This is a genomic window from Aquabacter sp., assembly GCF_965279295.1.
Lineage (GTDB): Bacteria > Pseudomonadota > Alphaproteobacteria > Rhizobiales > Xanthobacteraceae > Aquabacter.
In genome coordinates this window covers 361557-383469 of the sequence record NZ_CBDIHQ010000016.1, presented here as the reverse complement: position 1 = coordinate 383469, position 21913 = coordinate 361557, and the positions used below count along the sequence as shown (strand labels likewise).

General features: G+C 65.8%; 23 protein-coding genes. 14 read left to right on the top strand and 9 right to left on the bottom strand.

What is annotated here, in order from left to right; genetic code table 11:
• Positions 1 to 12 precede the first annotated feature (12 nt).
• The 3 genes from ADADO0_RS14210 (at position 13) to ADADO0_RS14200 (ending at position 3694) form a co-directional block, all read left to right on the top strand.
• On the top strand, positions 13 to 1452 hold the full coding sequence (locus tag ADADO0_RS14210) for an amidohydrolase family protein (RefSeq protein WP_511305803.1): 1440 nt from the start codon (positions 13 to 15) through the stop codon (positions 1450 to 1452).
• A 61-nt stretch (positions 1453 to 1513) separates the two neighbouring features.
• On the top strand, positions 1514 to 2710 hold the full coding sequence (locus tag ADADO0_RS14205) for an MFS transporter (protein WP_511305802.1): 1197 nt from the start codon (positions 1514 to 1516) through the stop codon (positions 2708 to 2710).
• Positions 2711 to 2713: 3 nt separating this feature from the next.
• A complete protein-coding gene (locus ADADO0_RS14200; protein WP_511305801.1) occupies positions 2714 to 3694 on the top strand; it encodes an IclR family transcriptional regulator in 981 nt (326 codons plus the stop codon).
• 3 nt (positions 3695 to 3697) lie between these two features.
• On the opposite strand, the gene ADADO0_RS14195 is transcribed toward ADADO0_RS14200, so the two are convergent.
• From ADADO0_RS14195 to ADADO0_RS14170, 6 genes are read right to left on the bottom strand one after another with little or no spacing between them, the layout of a single operon-like run.
• Positions 3698 to 4462 carry an aspartate/glutamate racemase family protein gene (locus tag ADADO0_RS14195; protein WP_511305799.1) on the bottom strand — a complete coding sequence of 255 codons (765 nt, stop codon included), beginning with the start codon at positions 4460 to 4462 and terminating at the stop codon, positions 3698 to 3700.
• Positions 4459 to 5382, bottom strand: coding sequence for a polysaccharide deacetylase family protein (locus tag ADADO0_RS14190; RefSeq protein ID WP_511305797.1), 924 nt, complete (start codon positions 5380 to 5382; stop codon positions 4459 to 4461). Before ADADO0_RS14190 ends, ADADO0_RS14195 begins: the two co-directional genes overlap by 4 nt.
• Positions 5379 to 6179, bottom strand: a complete 801-nt coding sequence (locus ADADO0_RS14185; protein WP_511305796.1) for an ABC transporter permease — start codon at positions 6177 to 6179, stop codon at positions 5379 to 5381. The genes ADADO0_RS14190 and ADADO0_RS14185 overlap by 4 nt, the downstream gene beginning before the upstream one ends.
• Positions 6176 to 7048 carry an ABC transporter permease gene (locus tag ADADO0_RS14180; RefSeq protein ID WP_511305795.1) on the bottom strand — a complete coding sequence of 291 codons (873 nt, stop codon included), beginning with the start codon at positions 7046 to 7048 and terminating at the stop codon, positions 6176 to 6178. Before ADADO0_RS14180 ends, ADADO0_RS14185 begins: the two co-directional genes overlap by 4 nt.
• Entirely contained in the window at positions 7045 to 8121 is a 1077-nt protein-coding gene (locus ADADO0_RS14175; RefSeq protein WP_511305794.1) for an ABC transporter ATP-binding protein, read from the bottom strand. Before ADADO0_RS14175 ends, ADADO0_RS14180 begins: the two co-directional genes overlap by 4 nt.
• Positions 8118 to 9089, bottom strand: a complete 972-nt coding sequence (locus ADADO0_RS14170) for an ABC transporter substrate-binding protein (protein ID WP_511305793.1) — start codon at positions 9087 to 9089, stop codon at positions 8118 to 8120. Before ADADO0_RS14170 ends, ADADO0_RS14175 begins: the two co-directional genes overlap by 4 nt.
• A gap of 266 nt (positions 9090 to 9355) precedes the next feature.
• Between ADADO0_RS14170 and ADADO0_RS14165 the strand changes: the two genes are divergently transcribed.
• The 11 genes from ADADO0_RS14165 (at position 9356) to ADADO0_RS14115 (ending at position 20245) form a co-directional block, all read left to right on the top strand.
• Entirely contained in the window at positions 9356 to 10108 is a 753-nt protein-coding gene (locus ADADO0_RS14165; RefSeq protein ID WP_511305792.1) for a GntR family transcriptional regulator, read from the top strand.
• Positions 10109 to 10286: 178 nt separating this feature from the next.
• Positions 10287 to 12626 carry a Tex family protein gene (locus ADADO0_RS14160; protein ID WP_511305791.1) on the top strand — a complete coding sequence of 780 codons (2340 nt, stop codon included), beginning with the start codon at positions 10287 to 10289 and terminating at the stop codon, positions 12624 to 12626.
• Positions 12627 to 12635: 9 nt separating this feature from the next.
• Positions 12636 to 12959, top strand: coding sequence for a hypothetical protein (locus ADADO0_RS14155; protein WP_511305789.1), 324 nt, complete (start codon positions 12636 to 12638; stop codon positions 12957 to 12959).
• A 269-nt stretch (positions 12960 to 13228) separates the two neighbouring features.
• Complete coding sequence (locus ADADO0_RS14150; RefSeq protein WP_511305787.1) at positions 13229 to 14365, top strand: LacI family DNA-binding transcriptional regulator; 1137 nt, start codon at positions 13229 to 13231, stop codon at positions 14363 to 14365.
• Complete coding sequence (locus ADADO0_RS14145) at positions 14362 to 15036, top strand: amino acid ABC transporter permease (protein ID WP_511305786.1); 675 nt, start codon at positions 14362 to 14364, stop codon at positions 15034 to 15036. Before ADADO0_RS14150 ends, ADADO0_RS14145 begins: the two co-directional genes overlap by 4 nt.
• A gap of 14 nt (positions 15037 to 15050) precedes the next feature.
• Positions 15051 to 15704, top strand: coding sequence for an amino acid ABC transporter permease (locus tag ADADO0_RS14140; RefSeq protein ID WP_511305785.1), 654 nt, complete (start codon positions 15051 to 15053; stop codon positions 15702 to 15704).
• Between the two features lie 39 nt (positions 15705 to 15743).
• Positions 15744 to 16559, top strand: coding sequence for a transporter substrate-binding domain-containing protein (locus ADADO0_RS14135; RefSeq protein ID WP_511305784.1), 816 nt, complete (start codon positions 15744 to 15746; stop codon positions 16557 to 16559).
• 103 nt (positions 16560 to 16662) lie between these two features.
• A complete protein-coding gene (locus ADADO0_RS14130) occupies positions 16663 to 17391 on the top strand; it encodes an amino acid ABC transporter ATP-binding protein (RefSeq protein WP_511305916.1) in 729 nt (242 codons plus the stop codon).
• Positions 17392 to 17561: 170 nt separating this feature from the next.
• Positions 17562 to 18491 (top strand): 2-dehydro-3-deoxygalactonokinase, encoded by a 930-nt coding sequence (locus ADADO0_RS14125; RefSeq protein WP_511305783.1) that lies wholly within the window; start codon positions 17562 to 17564, stop codon positions 18489 to 18491.
• A 23-nt stretch (positions 18492 to 18514) separates the two neighbouring features.
• Positions 18515 to 19138 carry a 2-dehydro-3-deoxy-6-phosphogalactonate aldolase gene (locus ADADO0_RS14120; protein ID WP_511305915.1) on the top strand — a complete coding sequence of 208 codons (624 nt, stop codon included), beginning with the start codon at positions 18515 to 18517 and terminating at the stop codon, positions 19136 to 19138.
• Between the two features lie 156 nt (positions 19139 to 19294).
• Positions 19295 to 20245 (top strand): antibiotic biosynthesis monooxygenase, encoded by a 951-nt coding sequence (locus ADADO0_RS14115; RefSeq protein ID WP_511305782.1) that lies wholly within the window; start codon positions 19295 to 19297, stop codon positions 20243 to 20245.
• Here the strand turns inward: ADADO0_RS14115 and ADADO0_RS14110 are convergent.
• The 3 genes from ADADO0_RS14110 to ADADO0_RS14100 all read right to left on the bottom strand — a co-directional run bounded on the left by ADADO0_RS14110 (position 20229) and on the right by ADADO0_RS14100 (position 21907).
• Positions 20229 to 20603 (bottom strand): GNAT family N-acetyltransferase, encoded by a 375-nt coding sequence (locus ADADO0_RS14110; protein ID WP_511305914.1) that lies wholly within the window; start codon positions 20601 to 20603, stop codon positions 20229 to 20231. The genes ADADO0_RS14115 and ADADO0_RS14110 overlap by 17 nt on opposite strands.
• A 168-nt stretch (positions 20604 to 20771) precedes the next feature.
• The gene (locus ADADO0_RS14105; RefSeq protein ID WP_511305781.1) at positions 20772 to 21317 is read right to left on the bottom strand and encodes a phage tail protein; all 546 of its coding nucleotides are present in this window, start codon (positions 21315 to 21317) and stop codon (positions 20772 to 20774) included.
• A 56-nt stretch (positions 21318 to 21373) separates the two neighbouring features.
• Positions 21374 to 21907, bottom strand: coding sequence for a phage tail protein (locus tag ADADO0_RS14100; RefSeq protein ID WP_511305780.1), 534 nt, complete (start codon positions 21905 to 21907; stop codon positions 21374 to 21376).
• Positions 21908 to 21913: the final 6 nt, after the last annotated feature.

Below are 21913 nucleotides of genomic sequence, written 5' to 3'. Positions count from 1 at the left end.
TGGGCAGGGCACATGGGCAACGATAGAACCCTGATAAAATCGGGCGCGATCATCAGCATGGACCCTGAGATCGGGCTGCTGAGCAAAGGCGATATCCTGATCGAGGGAGACCGCATCCTCGCCGTCGCGCCCGAATTGTCCGCCGATGACGCCAAGGTGGTCGACGCCAGCCGCATGATCGTCATTCCCGGCCTGATCAACGCCCATATCCACCTCTGGCAGACTGTGCTGCGCGGCATCGGCAGCGATTGGGCGGGGCAGGATTATTACAATTACGTCCATGCCGGCGCGGCGCCGCGCTTCACCCCGGACGACATCCGCGTGTCCGAATATGCCGGCGCGCTGAGCCAGATCGACGCCGGCACCACCACGGTGTTCGACTGGTGCCATAACAACCCGACGCCCGAGCACACCGACGCCGCCATCGACGGCCTCGCCGCCGCCGGCATTCGCGGCGTGTTCGGCCATGGCACGGTGAAGCCGAAGCCCAAGCCCGGTGAACGGCCGTTCTCCGAAATCCCCCACCCCCGTTCGGAGATCGAACGGCTGCGGCGCGGGCGGTTCTCCAGCGAGGACGCCTTGCTGGGCCTCGCCATGTGCATCCTGGGGCCGGACTACGCGACCATCGAGGTGTGCCGCGAAGATTTCGCCCTGGCGCGCGAATACGACCTGCTCTCCAGCGCCCATGTGTGGGGACGCGCCAACCGCCTGGTGCCCGGCGGCTACCGCCAGATCGCCGCCGAGGGCCTGCTCAGCGCCAAGCACAATCTCGCCCATGCCAACTACATCGACGACGACGAGATCAAGCTGCTGGTGGACGCGGGCGCGACCATCACCGCCACCTCCATCGTCGAGATCAAGGGTCACGCCAAGGCGCCCCTGATCGGCCGGGTGAGCGCGGCCGGCGGGCGCCCCTCCATCGGCCCGGACACCGAGGCGGGGGTCACGGGATCGATGTTCGACACCATGCGCATCAGCCTGATGGTGCAGCGCCTGTTCGACAACATGGCGATACAGGCCGAACTGGACAGCGACGCCGGCGGCAGCGCGGCGGAATATCAGAAGAAGAACCTCAAGCAGATCGGCACCGGCGGCGGGCTCGCCGAGACCATCTCGGTGCGCTCGTTCGAGGCGCTGGAATGGGCCACCCGCAACAATGCTCACGTGCTCGGGCTCGAACACGCCATCGGCTCGCTCACACCGTGCAAGAAGGCGGACATCGTGCTGCTGCGCCGCGACGACATGAACATGGCACCGGCGCTGAACCCGGTGGATGCAGCGGTGATGTTCGCCCACGCCGGAAACGTCGACAGCGTGTTTATCGACGGCGAACTGCGCAAGGAAAAGGGCCGCCTCCTCGGCGTCGCCGCTCCGGCCGGCCTTGCCGACGAGATCGGCGCGCGCGGCCGGCGCCTGCTCTCCGATGCGGGGTTCCCTACGCTCGCCTGGTGAGGTAACGCCCCTCGTGGTCCCGCTCGCGGGGCCTTGTTTCGCTCACGGATTGCGAGTTGCCATGAAACGCTCGGTTCAGGGCCCCATGGTCTGGGTCATGGCAGTGACCGCGGGCATCGTGGTCGCCAACAATTATTACTGCCAGCCGCTGCTGGCGGAATTCGCCCAGGTGTTCTCGGCAAGCGATGCCTGGGCCAGCTGGGTCGCGCTGGCCACCCAGCTCGGCTACGCCATCGGCATGCTGGTGCTGCTGCCGCTCGGCGACATGGTGGAGCGGCGCTCGCTGATCCTGGTGATGCTTGGGCTCTCCGCGCTGGCGCTCATCGCGTTTGCCCACGCGCCGACCATCGGCCTGTTGATCGCGGCGGGCTTCGGCATCGGCTTCACCAGCATGGTGCCGCAGATCCTCCCCCCCTTCGTGTCGCAACTCGCGCCAAAGGGCGAGGGCGGCGGGGCGGTGGGGCTGGTGATGGCCGGGCTGCTGCTCGGCATCCTACTCTCGCGCTTCGTCAGCGGCACCATCGCCGACCTTCTCGGCTGGCAGGCGGTCTATCACATCGCCGCCGGCGTCATGCTGGTGCTGATCGTCGTGCTGGCGCTGATGCTGCCGCGCTCCCCGCCGAAGTTCAGCGGCTCCTATGGCGAATTGTTCGTCTCTCTCGGCCGCCTCTGGCGCCTCCACCCGGTGCTGCGCATCACCTCCATCGCCGCCGCGCTTCAGTTCGGCGCCTTCAGCGTGTTTTGGACCACCCTCGCCTTCCACCTCGCGGCACTGCCCCAGCACTACGGCAGCGACGTCGCCGGTGCCCTCGCGCTGGTGGGCGCCTGCGGTGTGCTTGCGGCCCCGGCGGCGGGGCGGCTGTCGGACCGGATGAAGCCGACCGTCATCCTCATGGCGAGCGGCGCGCTGATGGCCGCCTCGTTCCTGACCTTCATGGCGTTGGGGGGCACGATCTGGGGGTTGATACCGGGGATTATCCTTCTCGATCTTGGCATGCAGGTGAGCCACGTCAGCAGTATGAACCGCAATTACCACCTGGATGCCACCGCAATCAGCCGCCTCAACACCGTGTACATGGTCACCCGCTTTCTGGGCGCGGCGGTGGGCACGGGGATCGGCGCCTATGCCTGGAATGTGGGTGAATGGACCGGCGTGAGCATCGCCGGATTTGCCTTGTGCGCCATAGCCTTACTGGTTCAGTCGCGGCTCGCGAAAGCCGAGGCGGCGATCCCCGCGCCGTCCAATTCCCCGGCCTGAGCCATGGCCTCCGAACCCCGGCTGACACATCGCCGCCAGGCCTCCCAGCGCCTTGAGCCGGCCGACATCAGCGTCCTGCGCCACACCTTCAACCTCGACCTGGACCCCACCCAAGAAACCGCCCGAAACCCAGAGCCCGCCTTGATTCCCGCCCCCCTTCTGGGCAAGTCGGAGAAGGGCGTCACCCAGTCGGTGGACCGCGCGCTTCAGCTCCTGGAAATGCTCTCCGCATCGGCGGACGAGATGAAGCTTCAGGACATCGCCGCCCTCATGGGCCTCAGCGCCTCGACCTGCCATCATCTCCTTAACACCTTGGTGGCACGGCGTTATGTGGCGCGGAACCCGAAAAGCCGGACCTATCTCGCCGGCCCGCGCATCATGGAACTGGCCCGCATGCGCGCCAGCCAATTCGACTTCATCGGCGAGGCCCTGCCCTACCTGAAACGACTGAACGAGCGCACCCGCGAGGCCGCCCACCTCGCCGTGATGGACGGCACCACCCTCTCCATCCTCACCGCTTTGCCCTGCCCGCGCTTCGGCGAAGCGGAGATCCGCCGCGAGGGCATCGAGAACGCCGCCCACGCGACCGCGGTGGGCAAAGCCATCCTCGCCTGGCTGCCGGAAATGCAGGTGGCACGGGTGGTCGGTGAACACGGTCTCCAGCCGCTCACATCAAAGACAATCAATGGGTTAGGCGACCTGCTGGAAAGCCTGCGGCAGATCCGGCGCTATGGTTTCGCCATCGAAGACGAGGAGTTCGAGGAGGGGGTCGTGGGCATCGGCACCGCCTTCCGCGACAGTGTCGGCGCGGTGATCGGAGCGGTTGCTGTCGCCATCCCGGCCGAGCGGGCCGACCAGCGCCATCTCGATGCCGTGCAGCGCGAGGTGATCGGCTGCGCGGTGGACATTTCCCGGCGCTTTAGTCCGTTCATTATCCACGGCAATTTCACCGCCCCGACCAGCGACTTCGCCGTGGGCAAGTGACGTTCAGCCCCGCTTGAGACGCGCCGTAATCAGCCGCGCGAGAGCCTCCGAAATCCCCACCATCGCCTTGCCGCCGCTCACGATTTCTCCGCTCGCGCGCGCCCGCACGGGGACTGAGAGCGCCGCCGACATGGCGCTGGACAGCCCGTCGAACACCGGCACATCCAGCCCCGCCAAGCCCGCGTTCCCGATGCCGGAAAACGGCGCTCCCGCGAACAGCACCGCCTGGGCGCCATGCCCGGATACACAGTCCCGCGCCAGGGCCAGCATCTGCGCGTGAAACCCGGCCGGGTCGCGTGCCAATTCCAGCACGCTCGCGGAGAGAAAGGCAATATTAGCAAGCGCTTCGCCCACCCCGGCATCTTGCGCCGCCCGTTCCAGGCTAGCGCGCATATGGGGGCCCAGCGTGACGATTGAGAAGCGGCGGCGCGCCCCATCGGCGGCCGCAAGCAGCCCGCACCGCCCGATGCCGAACACCGGCATGGGCATGATGTCCACCGCCGCCGCGAGACCGGGATCGCCGAACGCGCCGATGATGGCAGCACCACAATCGAGGTGATCGGCCAGCACCGTGAGCACCGCATGCCCTGCCACGGTGAGTTCCGCCAGGCATTCGAGCGAGGGCGCGCCGAACGGCGCCGTTGCTCCCACCACCTCCACACCGGCCGGCGCCATGCGGACGCCTTCCGCCACCATCAAGCGGGTGATGTGGTCCGACGTGTTGGGATTGACGATGAGAATGCGCCGGCCCGCGTCCCTTTGCGTCACGCGGCACCGTCCGGAAACGTCTTAATCCAGTGGCGGGCGATATCGGCGCGCGGAGCGATCCAGGCGCAGCCCGCGCCTGTGATGTGCGCCAGGATGCGATCCAGCGCGCCCATGCGGCCGGGACGGCCGATCATCCGCAAATGCAGCCCCACCGACATCATTTTCGGCACCTGTTCGCCCTCGCGCGCCAGCCAATCAAACGCGTCGATCACATAGTCGGCGAAGTCCGCCCCCCGGAACCGCTGGGTATGCTGGAAATGCATGTCGTTGGTGTCGAAGGCATAAGGCAGCACAAGATGCCGCCGCCCCGAGACGGGCACGAAGTAAGGCAGATCATCGTTATAGGCATCGCTGTCGTAGACAAAGCCGCCCTCCTCCACCAGCAGGCGCCGGGTGTTGGCGGATGAGGCCGAGCGGGTGTGCCATCCCACCGGACGGTGGCCGGTGGCGCGGGTGATGGCCTGGACGGTGCGGGCGATCTTGGCCCGCTCGGTGGCTTCGTCCATGCCAGCATGGCTCTCCCACCGCCAGCCATGGGCGGAGAGTTCGTGGCCGCGCGCGATGGCATCCCGCGCCAGATCCGGCGAGCGTTCCACGGCACGCCCGCAGGCGCTCACCGTGACCTTCACGCCGTGGGTGTCGAGCAGGTCCATGATGCGCCACCAGGCGGCACGGGTGGCATACTCGAAATGGCTCTCGATGCAGGGGTCGGGGCCGTCGAGCTTGTGGTCCACCTCGTATATGCCCTCGTTGCGGGCATCCCCCTCAGAGACGGAAAACTCCGCCCCTTCCTCGAAATTCACCACGAAGGAGACGGCGACCTTGGCGCGTCCGGGCCAATTGGCCTGGGGCGGCGCGCCGGCATAGCCGACGAGATCACGGGTGGAGGCCGGCAGACCCGGAAATGGCGCGGTCTTCATTCTCCGGTCCCCGCCATGCGGTGCAGGCCGACCATGCGGTCGCTGGCGATCAGCAGGATAACGGTGGCGCCGAGGATCAGCGTCGATAGCGCGGCGATCGTGGGATCGGGCGCTTCCTCAATATATTGCAGCATCTTGATTGGCAGCGTCTTGGTCCGCACGTCGGTCAGGAAGATCGACACGGGATAATTGTCGAAGGAGGCGAGAAAGCTGAACAATCCCGCGGTGAGGAAGGAGGGCGCCAGGGCCGGGACCATGGCTTTCAGGATCGCGCCGGGATAGGTGCAGCCCAGCGTCCGGGCGGCCTCAACCAAGGTGAAGTCGAAGCGCGCGAGACCCGCGACCATGGTGCGGGCCACATAGGGCAGCGTGATCACCAGATGCGCCAGCAGCAGCGCGCTCCAGGTGGCGGCAAAGCCGATGGAACGGAAATATTGTAACAGCGCGATGCCGAGTACGAGGCCCGGCATCATGAGCGGCGACACCAGGAAGGTGCCGATGGTCTCGGCGAACGGCAGCTTGCCCTTGGTGATGGCGATCGCCGAGAGCGTCCCCAGCACCAGCGCCAGCGCGGTGGAAAGACCGGCGATCTGAAGCGACAGGAACAGCGACGGCCAGAAGCCGTCGAGCGACGCGATCCGGCTGTACCAGCGCAGCGAGGCGCCATCCACCGGCAGGTCGAACACCGGCGTCGGCGAGAACGATGCGGCAGCGATGACCAGCAGCGGCGCCAGCAGGAACAGCGCCGCCCCCAGCGCCGCGGCCCATGCGAAGATGATTGCGATGCGCGCGCTCATTTGCGTGCCTCCCCGCGTCCGAGCCGCGTGCTGATGGTGACCACCGCCACCGCGATGGCGAGGAGCACCACGCCGGCCGCCGCGCCGAACGCCGGCTGGCGCGCCAGCAGATAGGCCTTGGCGATGGTTGTGGAGAGGGTGGGATAACGCTCCCCGATCAGCAGCGTGGGCACCACATAGGCCGACACCGAGAGCGAGAATACCAAAGCGACACCGGCGATGATGCCGGGAAGCGTGAGCGGAAACACCACCCGCACGAACGCCTCGACAGGCGATGCGCCAAGGGTCGCGGCGGCATCGGAAAGGCGGGTGTCCAGCTGCGTCACCACCGTGTAGATCGGCAGGATCATGAACGGCAGGAAGATGTTGACCGAGCCGACGATCAGCGCGGTCTCGGTGAAGATCATGCGGATCGGATCGTCGATGATGTGCAGGGCAATCAGAACGGTGTTCACGAGCCCGTCGCTACGGAGCAGGATGGTCCAGGCGAACGCCTTGACGATCACGCTCGCCGCCAGCGGCAGGAACAGGCACGCCAGCAGCGTGCTGCGCACCCCGCCCCGTGCCCGCGCCAATGCGAAGGATGCGGGATAGCCGATGGCCAGCGCGATCAACGTGGTGATGAGCGCAAGGCGCAGGGAATTCCAGACGACGCCAAGATAATAGCTCGTCCCCAGAAGCTTGCCGTATTCGGCGAGCGTGAAGCTGCCGTCCGGCGCCGCGACGCTGGCCGCCAGCAGTTTCGCCAGCGGCAGCGCGAACAGGCCGATGAGGATCAGCAGCGCGGGCGCGGCGAGCGCCCAAGCCAGAAGTTTTTCCCGGTCGAAGCTCTTGGGCTGCACGGGGACGGGAATGGCTGCGTCGCTCATGCCGCCTCCGGTGCCGGAAAGGCCAGGGTTTCAGCCACCGGCCAGCCGAGGCTTATGGGTGCGTCCGGCACCAGATTGGCGGCGTCCTGTCCCGCGAACTCGGCGAGCAACGGGCCGGCCTCCGTGGTGACGGATACGAGGCTGCGGGAGCCCTGGAACACCACCGATTGCACACGACCCGTGGCGACATTGCCCTCGCCCTCCGAGACCGGGCGCACATGCTCGGGACGGGTGGCGACGATGACCGGAGAGCCGGCGAGGAAATTGCCCATCGCCGAAAGCCGCCCGAGCTTGGTGTCCACCTCCACCACGCCGTCATGTGAGCCGACGACCGTGCCTGCTACACGCGAGGACAGGCCGACGAAGTTGAGCGTGAACAGGCTCGCGGGGCGCGCGTAGACGGTGCGCGGTTCCGCCAGTTGCTCGATCCTCCCGCCGTTCATCACCGCGACGCGGTCGGACATGGTGAGCGCCTCGTCCTGGTCGTGGGTGACGAAGATGGCGGTGGCGCCGATGTCCCGCAGGATACGCCGCATCTCAACCTGCATCTCTTCCCGCAGCTTGCGGTCAAGCGCGGAGAGCGCCTCGTCGAACAGCAGCACGTCCGGCTGCACCGCGATGGCACGCGCCAGGGCGACCCGCTGCTGCTGGCCGCCCGAGAGCGCCGAGATGGGGCGCGCGGCGAGATGGTCGAGATGCACCAGCGCCAGAGCCCGGAACACCGCCGCCTGCACCTCCGCCTTGGGGCGGCGGCGCACATTGAGCCCGAAGGCCACGTTGCCGGCGACCGTCAGGTGCGGGAACAGGGCGTAGCTCTGGAACACCACGCCTACGTTGCGCTTGTGCGGCGGCGTGCGGGTCACATCCCGTCCGGCGATCTCGATCGAGCCGCCGTCGGGCATTGCGAGGCCGGCGACGAGCCGCAGCAAGGTGGTCTTGCCGCAGCCCGAGGGCCCGAGAAGCGTCACCAGCTCCCCACGGCCGATGGCAAGGTCCACCCGGTCGAGCACCGTGGTGGCGCCATATCGCTTGGAAGCCTGTTTGACGACCAGATGGGGGGCTGCGTCGGTCATGACATCTCCTTGATCCAGCGGTCCACCCAGCCGGCGCGTTCCTTGGCGACGAACGCCCAGTCGGGCGCGAACAGGGAGGCGGCGTCGGGGAAGCCAGCGGGGGTCGGGACGGTGGTGTTGGTCGGCGCCACGAACGCCTTGGCGGCGAGCACGGACTGCACCTCGGGCGAGAGGAAAGCGTTGATGACCGCCTCGCTGAGATCGCCCGCCGGGCCACCCTTCACCTTGGCGATGCCGGATGGCATGGCGAACCCACCGTCGGCGGGAATGGCCAGATTTACCGGGGAGCCGTCCGCCTTGCGGATCAGTGTATAGGCGGAGAACTGACCGCCGATCATATAGGCCTCTCCCTGCTCCAGCAGATTGATGGCCTGCGGCGCGTTGGTATAGACGTTCAGCAGGTTCGGCTTAAGGCTCTTAAGCTTCTTGAAGGCGGCATCGATGTCGTACTGCGCCTCCTTGTAGGGCTTCCCGGTCTCAAGATGCGCGGCGGCCAGAAGAACCCAGAAACCTTCGGTGTTCTGAAGCGAAGGCACGATGACCTTCTGGCTGTATTTCGGGTCCCAGAGCGTTGCCCAGGCGGCGGGGGCGGTGGGCATGCGCTTGGTGGAATAGGCGATGCCGGCCCAGGGCCGCTGGTAGTTCGCCCACATGCCGTCCTGATGGATCGAACCGGGCACCAGCTTCGCGAGGTTCGGAACCGAGGCGCTGGCCATGGGCACGATCAGCCCGTCCGCCGCCGCCGGCAGCATCACCGGATCGTCCATGACCACCACGGACATTTTCGGGCTGGCCTTGTCGGCCTGCATCTTCTGCAAATTGGTCAGCGAGTTGGTGCCCTCGTAGAGCACCTTAATGTCGAGCTTCTTCTCGATCAGCGGAAAGACGTCCGCGTTGAAATATTTCGCGGCACCGGCCGGGCCGCCGATGACGATTTCCTTCGCGGCGGCGCGGGAGATTGCGGGCATTGCAATGCTGCCAACGAGGGCGCCGGCCCCCAGCTTCAATGCGGAACGGCGGGATATGTGCGTGACCATCTGCTTCCCTTTCGATAGGCGGGAGAGGATGCCTTGGTCTTCGCAAGAGTTGGGCCAATTGTGCACATTCCTGGAAAGCTGTGCTATATGAAGCCCTTGGGTCACGCGACCCCAAAGGACTGTCGACGTCGGAAATAAATGTGCACATTTTTAAATAGGTAATGTGCACATTTTTAGGGCGCTGATACGGATGAGGCATGACTGAGAAGCGGACCAAGCCGAGCAAGGCAGACCCGGAGGCCGACGAGCTGATCCATCAGGCGATCACCCGCGCCATCATGGAGGGACGCCTGAAGGCCGGCACCAAGCTGGCCGAGCACAAGCTCGCCGAGAGCTTCGGCGTCTCCCGCGAGCGGGTGCGCAAGGTCCTGCAACGGCTGGGTGCCGAACGGCGTATCGAGATCATCCCCAATCGCGGTGCCCGCGTGGCGCGGCCCTCGGTCGACGAGATCAAGGCCGTCTATGAGGCTCACCGGGTGCTGGAAGCCGGTGTGCTGGTGCGGCTCGGCCAGATCCTCAACGACGATATCCTGGCCCGCCTGGACGCCCATCTGCGCGAGGAGCGCGCCGCCGCCGAGCGCGGCGACCGTGCGGCCTCGGTGCGCCTCTCCGGGGCGTTCCACATGCTGCTGGTGGATGCTCTCGACAATGAAGAATTGTCCCGCTTCCTGCGCGACCTGCTGAGCCGCTCGTCGGTGATGGTCTCGGTCTACGAACCCGCCTCGCAATCCATCTGCGGGGTTGATGAGCATGGCGCCATCGTCGAGGCGCTGCGTGCCCGCGATGTCGCCCGCGCCATCGACCTGTCGCGCCACCATTTCATGCACGTCGAGCAGCGCCTAAACCTTCATTCCGACCCCGGCACCGCGCCCGACCTACGGGCGATTTTCGGCACCGCCTCATATCCCCTCACAGCCTCATCCCCTCTCCCGCTTGCGGGGGAGGGCTAGGGAGGGGGAAGTGGTGAGAAGCGGCGGGGCTGAAGCACTTCCCTTAGGCTCAAGCCCCTTCCCCACCCCTCCCCCGCAAGCGGGAGAGGGAGCGAATGGCGCCTGACACGGCGGTGCATGTTGGCAGCCGCGAGCGGCAGGCATATGGTCCCCGCCCGTTCCGAACTGCGAGACCCGAATGGCCGACGCCCGCACTGCCGCTTCCATCACCCGCACCATTGCGTCCGAGATTGCCGCCCGCGCGGAACAGGTCTCCGCCGCTATCGCGCTTCTGGATGAAGGCGCCAGCGTCCCGTTCGTCGCGCGCTACCGCAAGGAAGCGACCGGCGGGCTGGACGACACCCAGCTTCGCACCCTGGAGGAGCGCCTCGCCTATCTCAGGGCGCTGGAATCCCGGCGCGCGACGGTGCTGGAGTCCATCCGCTCGCAGGACAAGCTCACCGCCGAACTGGAAGCGAAGATCACCGCAGTGACCACGAAGGCGGAGCTTGAGGACATCTACCTCCCCTTCAAGCCGAAGCGGCGCACCAAGGCGGAAATCGCCCGCGAACGTGGCCTCGGTCCGTTGGCGCAGGCAATCCTGGCTGACCGTCGCAAAGTGCCCGCCGACCTCGCATCCGCCTATATCTCGCCAGAGATCTTGGACGTGAAGGCGGCGCTGGAAGGCGCGCGGGACATCGTGGTCGAGGGCCTCACCGAGAATGCCGATCTGCTGGGCCGTCTGCGGAGCTATATGAAGGAACGCGCCGTGATCCGCTCGCGGGTCAATGAGGGCAAGCAGGACGCTGGCGCCAAATTCTCCGATTATTTCGACCATTTCGAGCGGTGGTCCACCACACCAAGCCACCGCGCGCTGGCCATGCTGCGCGGGCGCAACGAGGACATTCTTTCCGTCGATATCGAGGTGGATGCGAACGATGCCAGCCCGGTGAAGCCGGTCGAGCGGATCATCGCGATCGCGATCGAAATCACCGACAGCGCACCGGGCAATATCTGGCTCATGGAGGTGGTGCGCTGGGCCTGGCGCGTGCGTCTCTCTCTTAACCTTTCCATCGACCTGATGGTGGAATTGCAGGAGCGCGCGGAGGAAGAGGCGATCCGCGTGTTCGCCCGCAATCTCAAGGATCTGCTGCTGGCCGCCCCGGCCGGTTCCCGCGCCACCATGGGCCTCGACCCCGGCATTCGCACCGGCGTGAAGGTCGCCGTGGTCGACAGCACAGGCAAGCTGCTGGATACCGCCACCGTCTACCCGTTCCAGCCCCGCAACGACATCAACGGCGCGCAGGCCACCCTCGCCGCCTTGATCGTCAAGCATAATGTGGAGCTGGTCGCCATCGGCAACGGCACCGCGAGCCGCGAGACCGACCGAATGGCGGCCGACCTCATCGCACGCCTGCCGACGGAAAAGCGGCCCATCAAGGTGGTGGTGAGCGAGGCCGGCGCCTCGGTCTATTCCGCCTCCGCCGCAGCCGCCGCCGAATTTCCCAATCTCGACGTCTCGCTGCGCGGCGCGGTCTCCATCGGACGGCGTTTGCAGGACCCGCTGGCCGAACTGGTGAAGATCGAGCCCAAGGCCATCGGCGTCGGCCAGTATCAGCACGATGTCGACCAGCCCCGCCTTGCCCGCGCGCTGGACGCCGTGGTGGAGGATGCGGTGAACGCGGTCGGCGTCGATCTCAACACCGCCTCGGCCTCTCTGCTGGCGCGGGTGTCGGGCCTCGGCGCCGCACTGGCAGAGGCGATCGTCGCCCATCGCGATGCCAACGGCCCTTTCGCCGCGCGGCGCGACCTGTTGAAGGTGGCGCGCCTTGGTCCGCGCACCTTCGAGCAGTGCGCCGGGTTCCTGCGCATCTCCAACGGCAAGGAGCCGCTGGACGCCTCCTCGGTCCACCCGGAAGCCTATGGTGTCGCCAAGAAAATCGTCGCCGCCTGTGGCCGCGACCTGCGCGCGCTGATGGGCGATAGCGCAAAGCTGCGGACGCTGGATCCCGCCGCGTTTGTGGACGACCGCTTCGGCCTGCCCACCGTGCGCGACATCATCGCCGAGCTGGAGAAGCCCGGCCGCGATCCCCGGCCCGAGTTCAAGACCGCCACCTTCGCTGATGGCATCGAGGACATGAAGCACCTGCGCCCCGGCATGCTGCTGGAAGGCACGGTGACGAACGTTGCCGCATTCGGGGCGTTTGTGGATATCGGCGTGCACCAGGACGGGCTGGTGCATGTTTCCCAGCTCGCCGACCGCTTCATCAAGGACGCCCACGAGGTGGTGAAGGCCGGCGATGTCGTGAAGGTGCGGGTTCTGGAAATCGACATCCCGCGCAAGCGCATTTCCCTCACCATGCGCAAGGATGCCGGCGCCCAGCGCCCGGCTCAGGAGACACGCAACGCGCCGCGCCAAGACCCTCGCCAAGATTCGCGTAATGATCGCCGCCCGTCCCCTCCCCCGCCGCGCAAGCCCGAGCCGTCCTCTCAAGGTGCCTTCGGCGCGGCGCTGGCGGAGGCCATGAAGCGGAAGTGAGGAATGCAAATGAGCAAGGAATTGCCAATCGCCCGCCGCGCCCTGCCGGCCATCGCCCTGCTCGCAGCGTGCGTCATGGCGCCGGGCGCCTTCGCCTCTTCCGACGATGCATGGACAGAGTTCCGGAAGGCGGTCGAGACCGCCTGCCTCAAGGCAGCGGCGCCGCAATTGACCGGCGCCAAGGCGACCGTCGATCCCTTTGGCAGCAATTCCTTCGGCCTCGCCCTGGTGCGCGGCAAGCCGAAGGGCGGGACGCAAACGGTGACGATGATCTGCGTCTACGACAAGGTGAAAAATACCGTCGAGTTGGGCAGCGAACTGAAGATGCCTTGAGCAGATATTTGCAGCCCGTGTGACCGCGGTCTTCGCTTCTCAAGCCGCATGTGTCGTGCTCCGGCGCAAACCTCGCGCAAACCTGGGCACCGCAATAAAAAATGACGCGCTGCGAAGGGCGTGTACCCGCCGTGCGGCACGATTTAGATCGATCTAAAAAAACGTTGACCGGTCCCTCCTGCTTCCCTTAGAGACATCTCTGCCGAGAGCCCGACAAGGGTCAAGGGGCAGGGAGAGACGTCGCAGTGACGGGCAGAAGCGGCCGCAAATTGGCTGAAAAACGCGAATTCCCCTCATCGGCCGCCCGCTCGCCGGCAGCGGTTGCGCCGGTGGGACAGGCGCAACGCGTCACCCTCAAGGACATCGCTGCCCACGCCGGCGTCTCGCGCGCGACGGTCTCCCTCGTGCTGCGCAAGAGCCCCCTGGTGAAGGAAGAGACGCGGCTGAAGGTCGACGCCGCGATGGCCGAGCTTGGCTATGTCTACAATCGCCGCGCCGCCAACCTGCGCTCGGGCGCCTCCCGCACGGTGGGTCTCGTGCTCTGCGAGATCACCACGCCCAATTATTCCCAGCTCACCGCCGGCATCGACGACGTGCTGGACCAGGAAGGCTATGTCGCCTTCATCACCAACACCGCCGAAGACGCCGAACGCCAACGCCGCGCCCTGGTGCGCATGCAGGAGCATGGGGTAGACGGCATCGTTGTGGTCCCCGCCGAGGACACCCGCGCCGATGCGCTGGAGGACGGCCACTGCGCCGGGCTTCCCTGCGTGCTCGCGCAGCGGCGGGTGGAGGGTTTTCCGGCTGATTATGTTGGCCCCGACTATGCCGCCGGCATGGAATTGGTCACCGAGCATCTCATCGCGCTCGGCCACAAGCGCATCGCCTTCGTCGGCGGCGCGCGACGCATCGCACCCTTGAGCGAGCGGCTCGCAGGTTTCCGCAAGGCGCTGCGCCGGCACCGGCTGAAGAGTGGCCCCGTCATCCCCTGCGCGGTGCTCGACCGCGCCTCCGGCTACGCCGCAGGGCGGGAGTTGTTCGCCGGCGAAGATCACCCATCCGCGGTGGTCTGCTACAACGACATCGTGGCCTTCGGCGTCATGCTGGCGCTGAGCGAGCGCGGGCTGGTACCGGGACGGGACGTTGCCGTGGTGGGTTGCGACGATGTCGCCGAGGCCGGCCTGCACCGCCCGGCGCTCACCACCTTCACCACCGATCCGCGCGTGGTGGGTCGGGAAGCGGCGCGGCTGCTTCTGCGCCGTATCGATGCGCCGGGGCGTCCGCCGGAGCACATCATCGTGCCGCCCCGCCTCGTCATCCGCCAGTCCTGCGGCGCCGCGCCCGGCCAGCGGCGGGCCGCCGCGCACGCCGCACCCCAGCAGACCCTGAAAGGAAGCGCCGCATGAATTACGTCTTCCAGTTCGGGGAGGTGTTCAACGCGTGGCCGGAGCTTCTGCTCGGCGCCTGGCTCACCATCCGCCTCTCCGCGACCGCCATGGTGATCGGCCTGACCGTCGCAATCATCTGCGCGCTCGGCAAGACCGGCGGCCCGCGCCCGGTGCGCTGGCTGGTGGACGTCTATGTGGAGGTGATCCGCAACACCCCCTTCCTGGTGCAGATATTCCTGATCTTCTTCGGCCTGCCGCGCGTCGGCTTCCGCATCGATGCCAATGACGCGGCGCTTCTCGCCATGGTGGTGAACGTCGGCGCCTATGCCACCGAGATCGTGCGCGCCGGCATCGAGACCATCCACAAGGGCCAGATCGAGGCCGGCAAGGCGCTGGGGCTGAAGCCGCTCCAGGTGTTCACCTATGTGGTGATCTTCCCGGCGCTGAAGGCGATCTACCCCTCGCTCACCAGCCAGTTCATCCTGCTGATGCTGACCTCCAGCGTGGTCTCGGCCATTTCGGCCGAGGAGCTGACGGCGATCGCCAACAATCTCCAGTCGCAGACCTTCCGCTCGTTCGAGATCTACATCGTGGTCACGGCCATGTATCTCGCCATGTCGCTGATGTTCGCCGGGCTTTTCGCCCTGATCTATCGCGCGGTGTTCGCGCGCTCCGACGCAGCGCGCTGAGCGGGGGACGAACCATGATCCGTCAATTCACCTCCGCCGAATTCGTCTTCCTGCTGATGGCGGTGCGCTGGACGCTGCTGCTCTCGCTCATCGCCTTTGTCGGCGGGTCGATCGGCGGGCTCGCCGTCGCCCTGGCGCGGACCTCGCCCTGGCCGTGGCTGCGGGTGGCCGCAACCGGATACATCCAACTGTTCCAGGGCACGCCGCTGCTCATGCAGTTGTTCCTGGTGTTCTTCGGCGCGGCGCTGATCGGCACCTCCATGGACCCGCTGGCCGCCGCCGCCGTCGGACTCACGCTGAACGCCGCCGCCTTCCTGGGCGAGATCTGGCGCGGCTGCATCCAGGCGGTCCCCAAGGGCCAGTGGGAAGCCTCCACCGCGCTCGGCCTGCATTATGTCACCCGCATGCGGGACATCATCCTGCCGCAGGCGGCCAAGATCGCCGTGGCGCCGACCGTGGGCTTCATGGTGCTGCTGGTGAAGAGCACCTCGCTCGCCTCGATCATCGGCTTCGTCGAACTCACTCGCGCCGGGCAGATCGTCAACAACGCCACCTTCCGGCCATTTCTCGTGTTCGGCATCGTCGCGGGCATCTACTTCGCCCTGTGCTGGCCGCTCTCGCTCTACGCCCGTCACCTGGAGAAGCGTTTCGGCAAAGCCGCGCGCTGATTAACCCGCCGCCCAAAGCGGCCAAAAGGAGGAAAGCAAATGGTTCTCGACACCGTCTTCAAGACCGCACGGCGCACATTCGCCGCCCTGGGCCTCGCGGCACTCGCCGCCGGCTCGATGGCACACGACGCCTCGGCCCAGAGCATCGACGACATCCTGTCGAAGAAGAAGCTGGTGATCGGCATGCTGGTCGACCTGCCGCCGTTCGGCCTGCTGGACGCACAGGGCAAGCCGGAAGGCTATGACGCCGACGTCGCCAAGCTGATGGGCAAGTATCTCGGCGTCGAGGTGGAACTGGTCTCCGTCACCGGCCCCAACCGCATCCCCTACCTGCTCACCAACAAGGTGGACGCCCTCGTCGCGACCTTTGGCATCACCCCCGAGCGCGCCAAGCAGGTGCAGTTCTCGATCCCCTATTCCGCCATCGAGATCCAGCTCATCGGCCCGAAGAAGCTGGATGTGAAGACGCTCGACCAGACGGTCGGCAAGAAGATCGCCGTGGCGCGCGCCTCCACCCAGGATACCGCGCTCACCGCCGCCGTGCCCAAGGGCGCGACCATCATGCGCTTCGACGACGACGCCACCGCCGCCCAGGCGTTCATTTCCGGCCAGGTCGACCTGCTCGGCTCCAACAACGTCATCGGCATCCAGCTCGCCGAGGCGAACCCGGATCTCGGACTGGAAAAGAAGATCACCCTGCGCAGCCAGTACAACGGCATCACCGTGCGTCGCGGTTCGCAGGACTTCCTTCAGTGGATCAACACCTTCCTGTATTTCGTGAAGAACAATGGCGAACTCGACGCCATCAACCAGAAGTGGTTCAAGACGGCTCTGCCGCCGCTGCCGACCTTCTGAGCGTCAACCGGCTGCGCGCTTGCGCGCGCAGCCACTTCGCCGACCGGAGACACTTGAGATGAGCAGCACCGTTTCCCCAGCCCCCGATGCCGACGGTGCGGTCATGATCCGCATGGATGGCGTGGAGAAGTGGTATGGCAATTACCACGCCCTGAAGGCGATCAACCTCACGGTCCGGGCCGGTGAGCGCATCGTCATCTGCGGGCCGTCCGGTTCCGGCAAATCCACCCTGATCCGCTGCATCAACGCGCTGGAACATCACCAGGGCGGCAAGATCGACGTGGACGGCGTGGAGGTCGGCTCCTCCTCCAAGGGGCTCGACAAGGTGCGCGCGGAAGTCGGGATGGTGTTCCAGTCCTTCAACCTGTTCCCCCATCTCACCGTCCTGCAGAATTGCACCCTGGCGCCCCGCAAGGTGCGCGGCATCGCGGCCAAGGAGGCCGAGGCGATCGCCATGAAATATCTGGAGCGGGTGCGCATTCCCGAGCAGGCCAACAAGTATCCGAGCCAGCTTTCCGGTGGGCAGCAGCAGCGCGTCGCCATCGCCCGCGCCCTGTGCATGACCCCGAAGGTGATGCTGTTCGACGAGCCCACCTCCGCCCTCGACCCCGAAATGGTCAAGGAGGTGTTGGACACCATGATCTCGCTGGCCAAGGACGGCATGACCATGATCTGCGTGACCCATGAGATGGGCTTCGCGCGGCAGGTCGCCAACCGCGTGATCTTCATGGACAAGGGCGAGATCGTCGAGGAGGCGCCACCCGAGACCTTCTTCGCCGCCCCGAAAAACGAACGCACCCGCACGTTCCTCGGCCAGATTTTGCACCATTGATGGGACGCCTGCGCTTGGAGCGACATGCACCCCTCTCCGCCGTCATGGCCGGACTTGATCCGGCCATCCACGCGGCTCCGCGAGGTGCAGGCTAAGGGATGGGCGTGGATGCCCGGGACGAGCCCGGGCATGACGATGATTGAGCTTTCAGCAGAGACATTACGGATTAAATGAACACGGCCTCGCCCACTCCCCCCGCACTCATCACGCTCGACTGGGGCACCACATCGCTGCGGGCCTATCTCCAGGCGGCGGACGGCCATATCCTGGACAGCCGCGCCAGCATGCAGGGCATCATGTCCCTGGACGGTGCCGCGTTTCCTGATGTTCTGGTGGCGACCATCGGCGCCTGGGTACATGCCCACGGCCCGCTGCCGGTTCTGCTGTCGGGCATGGTCGGCAGCCGGCAGGGCTGGACCGAGGCGCGCTATGTCCCCTGTCCGGCGACGCTGGCGGATCTGGCGCTGGGCCTCACCCCTGTGCCGGACCCGCCCCACGGCTTCGGCCCGGTCTCCATTGTTCCCGGCCTGCTGCTCGACGATGAAAACGCGCCGGATGTGATCCGGGGCGAAGAGGTGGAGGTGTTCGGCGCCCTCGCCCGGCTCGGCAAAAGCGATGGCCTGTTCGTGCTGCCCGGCACCCATTCCAAATGGGTGCGCGTGGGCGACGGGCGCATCGAGCGGTTCGCCACCTATATGACCGGCGACATCTTCGCCGCGTTGAAGGGGCACACCATCCTCGGTCGGATGATGCAGGGGGATGCCCATTCCGAGGAGGGGTTCCGCCGGGGCGTCCTCAGCGCCCGTGACCTGAAGGGCGGCGGCGCCCTGCTCTCGCGCCTGTTCGCGGTGCGCACCCTCGCCCTCACCGGCCGGCTCGATGAAGCGGATAGTGCCGACTTCCTGTCCGGCCTCCTGATCGGCGCCGAACTGCTCCACGCCACCTCCGGTCACGAGCCGTTCACCCTGGTGGCCAACGTCGCCCTGACGGATCGCTATGCCACTGCCGCCGGGCTTCTCGCCCTGCCTCACCATCGCGCACCCGCCGGGTGCGGCCCCGCCGGGCAGCTCGCCGTCGCGCGCGCCGCCGGGCTGGTGTGAATTCCGGGACCAATCCCATGTCGCTGACCTTCACGGATGCTCTCGCCCGCTGCCCCCTCGTCGCCATCCTGCGCGGCCTCACGCCCGCGGAAGCGCCGGCCGTCGGCGCGGCGCTGGTGGACGCGGGCTTCACCCTCATCGAGGTGCCGCTGAATTCGCCCGAACCGCTCGCCTCGATCCGTCTTCTGGCGGATGCCTTTGGCGATCGCGCCCTGATCGGCGCCGGGACCGTGCTCACAACCGACGATGTGGACGCCGTTGCGCAGGCCGGTGGCCGGGTGATCGTGATGCCGCACGCGGACCTTGAGGTGATCCGCGCCGCCAAGGCGCGCGGCCTCATCTGCACGCCCGGCGTCGCAACCCCCACCGAAGCCTTCGCCGCGCGCAAGGCCGGGGCCGATGCTCTGAAGCTGTTTCCGGCCGAGGGCATCCCGCCGCAGATCGTCAAGGCCTGGCGCGCCGTGCTCACCGATATCCCGCTATTGCCGGTCGGCGGCATCGATGCCGCAAACATGGCAGCCTATCGGGCCGCCGGCGCCCAAGGCTTCGGCATCGGCTCCGCGCTCTACAAGCCGGGCAAGAACGCGCAGGCCGTCGCCACCGATGCCCGCGCTCTTGTCGCGGCCGCCCGCGCGGCGTTTGCCTGATCGCGCAGCCTTAAGACGCCTGAGGGCGAAAGCGCGGGATAAGGCGCCATCGATCGGTGGCGCCTGCGCTTTCTTGTGCGCTAAGGAACTGAAGGGGAATTCGTTTCGCAGTGCCCTCCTGCGCCCAGGCGGTATCTGGATCGACTGGAGAGCCCCATGACGAAACCGGAAGACGCGGTCACGGTGGTGATCCAGACTCAGATCCAGCCGGGGCTGGAAGGGGAATTCACCGCCTGGCAGCAGGAGACGGGCGCACTGATCGCGACCCAGCCCGGCTTTCTCGGGCAAACCATTATGAAGCCGAGCCCGCCGGCGCAAATGGACTGGGTGATTCTACAGCGTTTCGACAGCAGCGAAAACGCCGTGCGATGGCTCAACTCCAAGGAACGCTTCCAACGCGTCAAGCAAGCCCAGCACCTGCTGGCGGGGCGCGATGACGTCAATATGGTTCACGACGGCGCCGCTGGCGTCATGCCGGCCCCGGCTTCCGCCGTCATATCCACCCGCGTGGCGCCGGGGCAGGAGGCGGCCTACCGCAATTGGGAGCAGCGCATTGCAACCGCGCAAAGCCAGGCGCCGGGCTTTCAAGGCTACCGCTTCGAGCCCCCCATTCCCGGCGTGCAGGAACATTGGCTCTCGATCCTTCGGTTCGATTCCGAGGAGCATCTTCAGGCGTGGCTTAATTCCCCGGAACGCGCCGCGCTGCTGGCCGATGCCGCGCCCTTTCTGAAGGGGTTTCACGCGCGCATCGCCCGCTCCGGTTTCGATCAGTGGTTTGCGCCAGCCAAAGAGGGCGAGGTTCGACCGGCGCCCTGGAAGCAGAACATGATCGTCCTGCTGGTGCTGTTTCCGGTGGTGTATCTGTTCGGCAGAATGGTCGAATACCCGATCTTCCTGGAACGGCTCGGCCTTGCTCCGGCCGTTGCCTTATTCATCTCCAACGTCATCAGCGTGATCCTGCTGAACTATCTTGTGCCCTCGACCAGCCGGCGCTTTGGCTGGTGGCTGGCGCCCCCTCGCCCTTCCACGAAAATCGCCCTCTGCGGTGCCGCAGTCCTGATTGCGATTTATGCCGCCCTGATCTGGCTTTTCACCCGGCACGTATAGCGCCGCACCCTCGCGCGGGATGCCATCGCATCAGGAGATAGGGTTCGGTCGCCTCCGCCACCTCGAAGCCGAGACGAGTGTAGAGCCGCAGGGCAGGATTTGACGGCTCCACATGCAATGAGCAGCATGCGCCGATCGCATCAGCGAAACGCTGGATCTTTGAGATCAAAGCACGGCCGAAACCTTGCCCTTGGAATGCCGGAAGTAGGCCTAATTCGAGAATCCACAATTCACCGGGATCGCAGTGGCAGAGATAGAGTCTGCCGATGCGCTTCCCGCACTGTTCAAGAATGAGGAACTGGGCATCCTGATAACGGGTGGCGTAGTTGCGCCACTGGAGCTGCTCCTGATCCTTCAGGAACGCGCGTCATCCGGCCAGCCGGACGCCAAGCGGATGTCCTCCCAGCGGTGGGCCACATACAAATCCGCAACGAACGGAAGGTCGAGCGGCCTTTGTGGGCGCAGGTGCATGCCATGGCCGAGGGGTCCGGGCGTGAAAAACATGCATTCCCCTGACCTTATGTCATCAGTCTGGTTTAACCGGGTACTCACCGTCTTCAACGCAGATACAGAAGCGTATTCCCAACACCGGCTGGCGGTTTTCGTGGCTCTCCGTGCCGCCGACGTATGACACGGCTTTGTCATTCAGACTGCTGGCGATTTGCGACACGTTGTTGTCGGTGGAGAAATTCGCCTGGTTCACCGTCCGTCCGATCATCACCGTATCCGAGGGCGCTTTTACTCCGGTCGCGCTGCTGTTTACCACGGCGGTAAGAGCGTGCCGGTGAGGCGGCAGATGATCGGAAGAAAGAGAAACACGCTCCATCCCCCACTCCGCTCCCAGCAGTCGCGGCGTGAGCCCTACGCCGTCACCCGCGCCGACGGCAATCTTCCCTGCCAGATTGGGCAAGGCAAACGTCTTCACGCCATCGCCGCCAAATCGATTTCCAATGACAGAAAACAATGGCATATATTTTTGCATATCTAAAACTTGACCGTCACACAACATCCACCCAGATGGAGCGTAATTGTAGGGAAATGTACGAATTTCTCCTAAATAAGCTTCAGACATTTGAACCTCAATCGAGCGGTTTGGCCGGAATATCGCGAAGCGGTTTGGGCGATCTGTTAGCCGGGATTTATGGGATAATTGCCCCTCAGCGCGATGATGAAGTTCAGAGCCATGGAGGGCATGCAATTGGTGTGCTCGCCTGCCGCCCCTTTTGACAGGCGGATGGCTTGGGCATCCATTGCAACATGCGTCAGTGTTGCCGGCCCGTAGAGCGCGGTCGGCGGTGAAGTGCCGGTGCCGTTGGTCACCGTCGCGAGCAAAGCGTCGCTCGGATCCTGCGTTGTCGCAGCCGCCTTGGACGCAAAAAATGCATGCGTGTGAGATGGCAAATCGGCCTCGGAAAGCCGCACCGTTTCGCTGCCTCCCGCGCCGCCGACACGATAGGTGCCACCGTCCGGTCCAATCGGAACGCGGCCGCGCAAATCAGGAACAGCAAACGTATTGATGCCGTCTCCACCCCACATGGTCCCGATCAATGAAAATAAGGCTGTATACTCACTGATGCTGAGCATATCCCCGTTACACAATGTCCAATCATTCGGCGCGTAATTGCCAGCGAAAAGTCGAATCTCTCCGAGCATCATATCCATGAAAGG

Excerpts from the sequence above, each read along its gene's own strand:
- ADADO0_RS14210 (WP_511305803.1), top strand. The coding sequence starts at position 13 with ATGGGCAACGATAGAACCCTGATAAAATCGGGCGCGATCATCAGCATG.
- ADADO0_RS14205 (WP_511305802.1), top strand. The coding sequence starts at position 1,514 with ATGAAACGCTCGGTTCAGGGCCCCATGGTCTGGGTCATGGCAGTGACC.
- ADADO0_RS14200 (WP_511305801.1), top strand. The coding sequence starts at position 2,714 with ATGGCCTCCGAACCCCGGCTGACACATCGCCGCCAGGCCTCCCAGCGC.
- ADADO0_RS14190 (WP_511305797.1), bottom strand. The coding sequence starts at position 5,382 with ATGAAGACCGCGCCATTTCCGGGTCTGCCGGCCTCCACCCGTGATCTC.
- ADADO0_RS14185 (WP_511305796.1), bottom strand. The coding sequence starts at position 6,179 with ATGAGCGCGCGCATCGCAATCATCTTCGCATGGGCCGCGGCGCTGGGG.
- ADADO0_RS14180 (WP_511305795.1), bottom strand. The coding sequence starts at position 7,048 with ATGAGCGACGCAGCCATTCCCGTCCCCGTGCAGCCCAAGAGCTTCGAC.
- ADADO0_RS14175 (WP_511305794.1), bottom strand. The coding sequence starts at position 8,121 with ATGACCGACGCAGCCCCCCATCTGGTCGTCAAACAGGCTTCCAAGCGA.
- ADADO0_RS14170 (WP_511305793.1), bottom strand. The coding sequence starts at position 9,089 with ATGCCCGCAATCTCCCGCGCCGCCGCGAAGGAAATCGTCATCGGCGGC.
- ADADO0_RS14165 (WP_511305792.1), top strand. The coding sequence starts at position 9,356 with ATGACTGAGAAGCGGACCAAGCCGAGCAAGGCAGACCCGGAGGCCGAC.
- ADADO0_RS14160 (WP_511305791.1), top strand. The coding sequence starts at position 10,287 with ATGGCCGACGCCCGCACTGCCGCTTCCATCACCCGCACCATTGCGTCC.
- ADADO0_RS14155 (WP_511305789.1), top strand. The coding sequence starts at position 12,636 with ATGAGCAAGGAATTGCCAATCGCCCGCCGCGCCCTGCCGGCCATCGCC.
- ADADO0_RS14145 (WP_511305786.1), top strand. The coding sequence starts at position 14,362 with ATGAATTACGTCTTCCAGTTCGGGGAGGTGTTCAACGCGTGGCCGGAG.
- ADADO0_RS14140 (WP_511305785.1), top strand. The coding sequence starts at position 15,051 with ATGATCCGTCAATTCACCTCCGCCGAATTCGTCTTCCTGCTGATGGCG.
- ADADO0_RS14135 (WP_511305784.1), top strand. The coding sequence starts at position 15,744 with ATGGTTCTCGACACCGTCTTCAAGACCGCACGGCGCACATTCGCCGCC.
- ADADO0_RS14130 (WP_511305916.1), top strand. The coding sequence starts at position 16,663 with ATGATCCGCATGGATGGCGTGGAGAAGTGGTATGGCAATTACCACGCC.
- ADADO0_RS14125 (WP_511305783.1), top strand. The coding sequence starts at position 17,562 with ATGAACACGGCCTCGCCCACTCCCCCCGCACTCATCACGCTCGACTGG.
- ADADO0_RS14115 (WP_511305782.1), top strand. The coding sequence starts at position 19,295 with ATGACGAAACCGGAAGACGCGGTCACGGTGGTGATCCAGACTCAGATC.
- ADADO0_RS14105 (WP_511305781.1), bottom strand. The coding sequence starts at position 21,317 with ATGTCTGAAGCTTATTTAGGAGAAATTCGTACATTTCCCTACAATTAC.
- ADADO0_RS14100 (WP_511305780.1), bottom strand. The coding sequence starts at position 21,907 with ATGGATATGATGCTCGGAGAGATTCGACTTTTCGCTGGCAATTACGCG.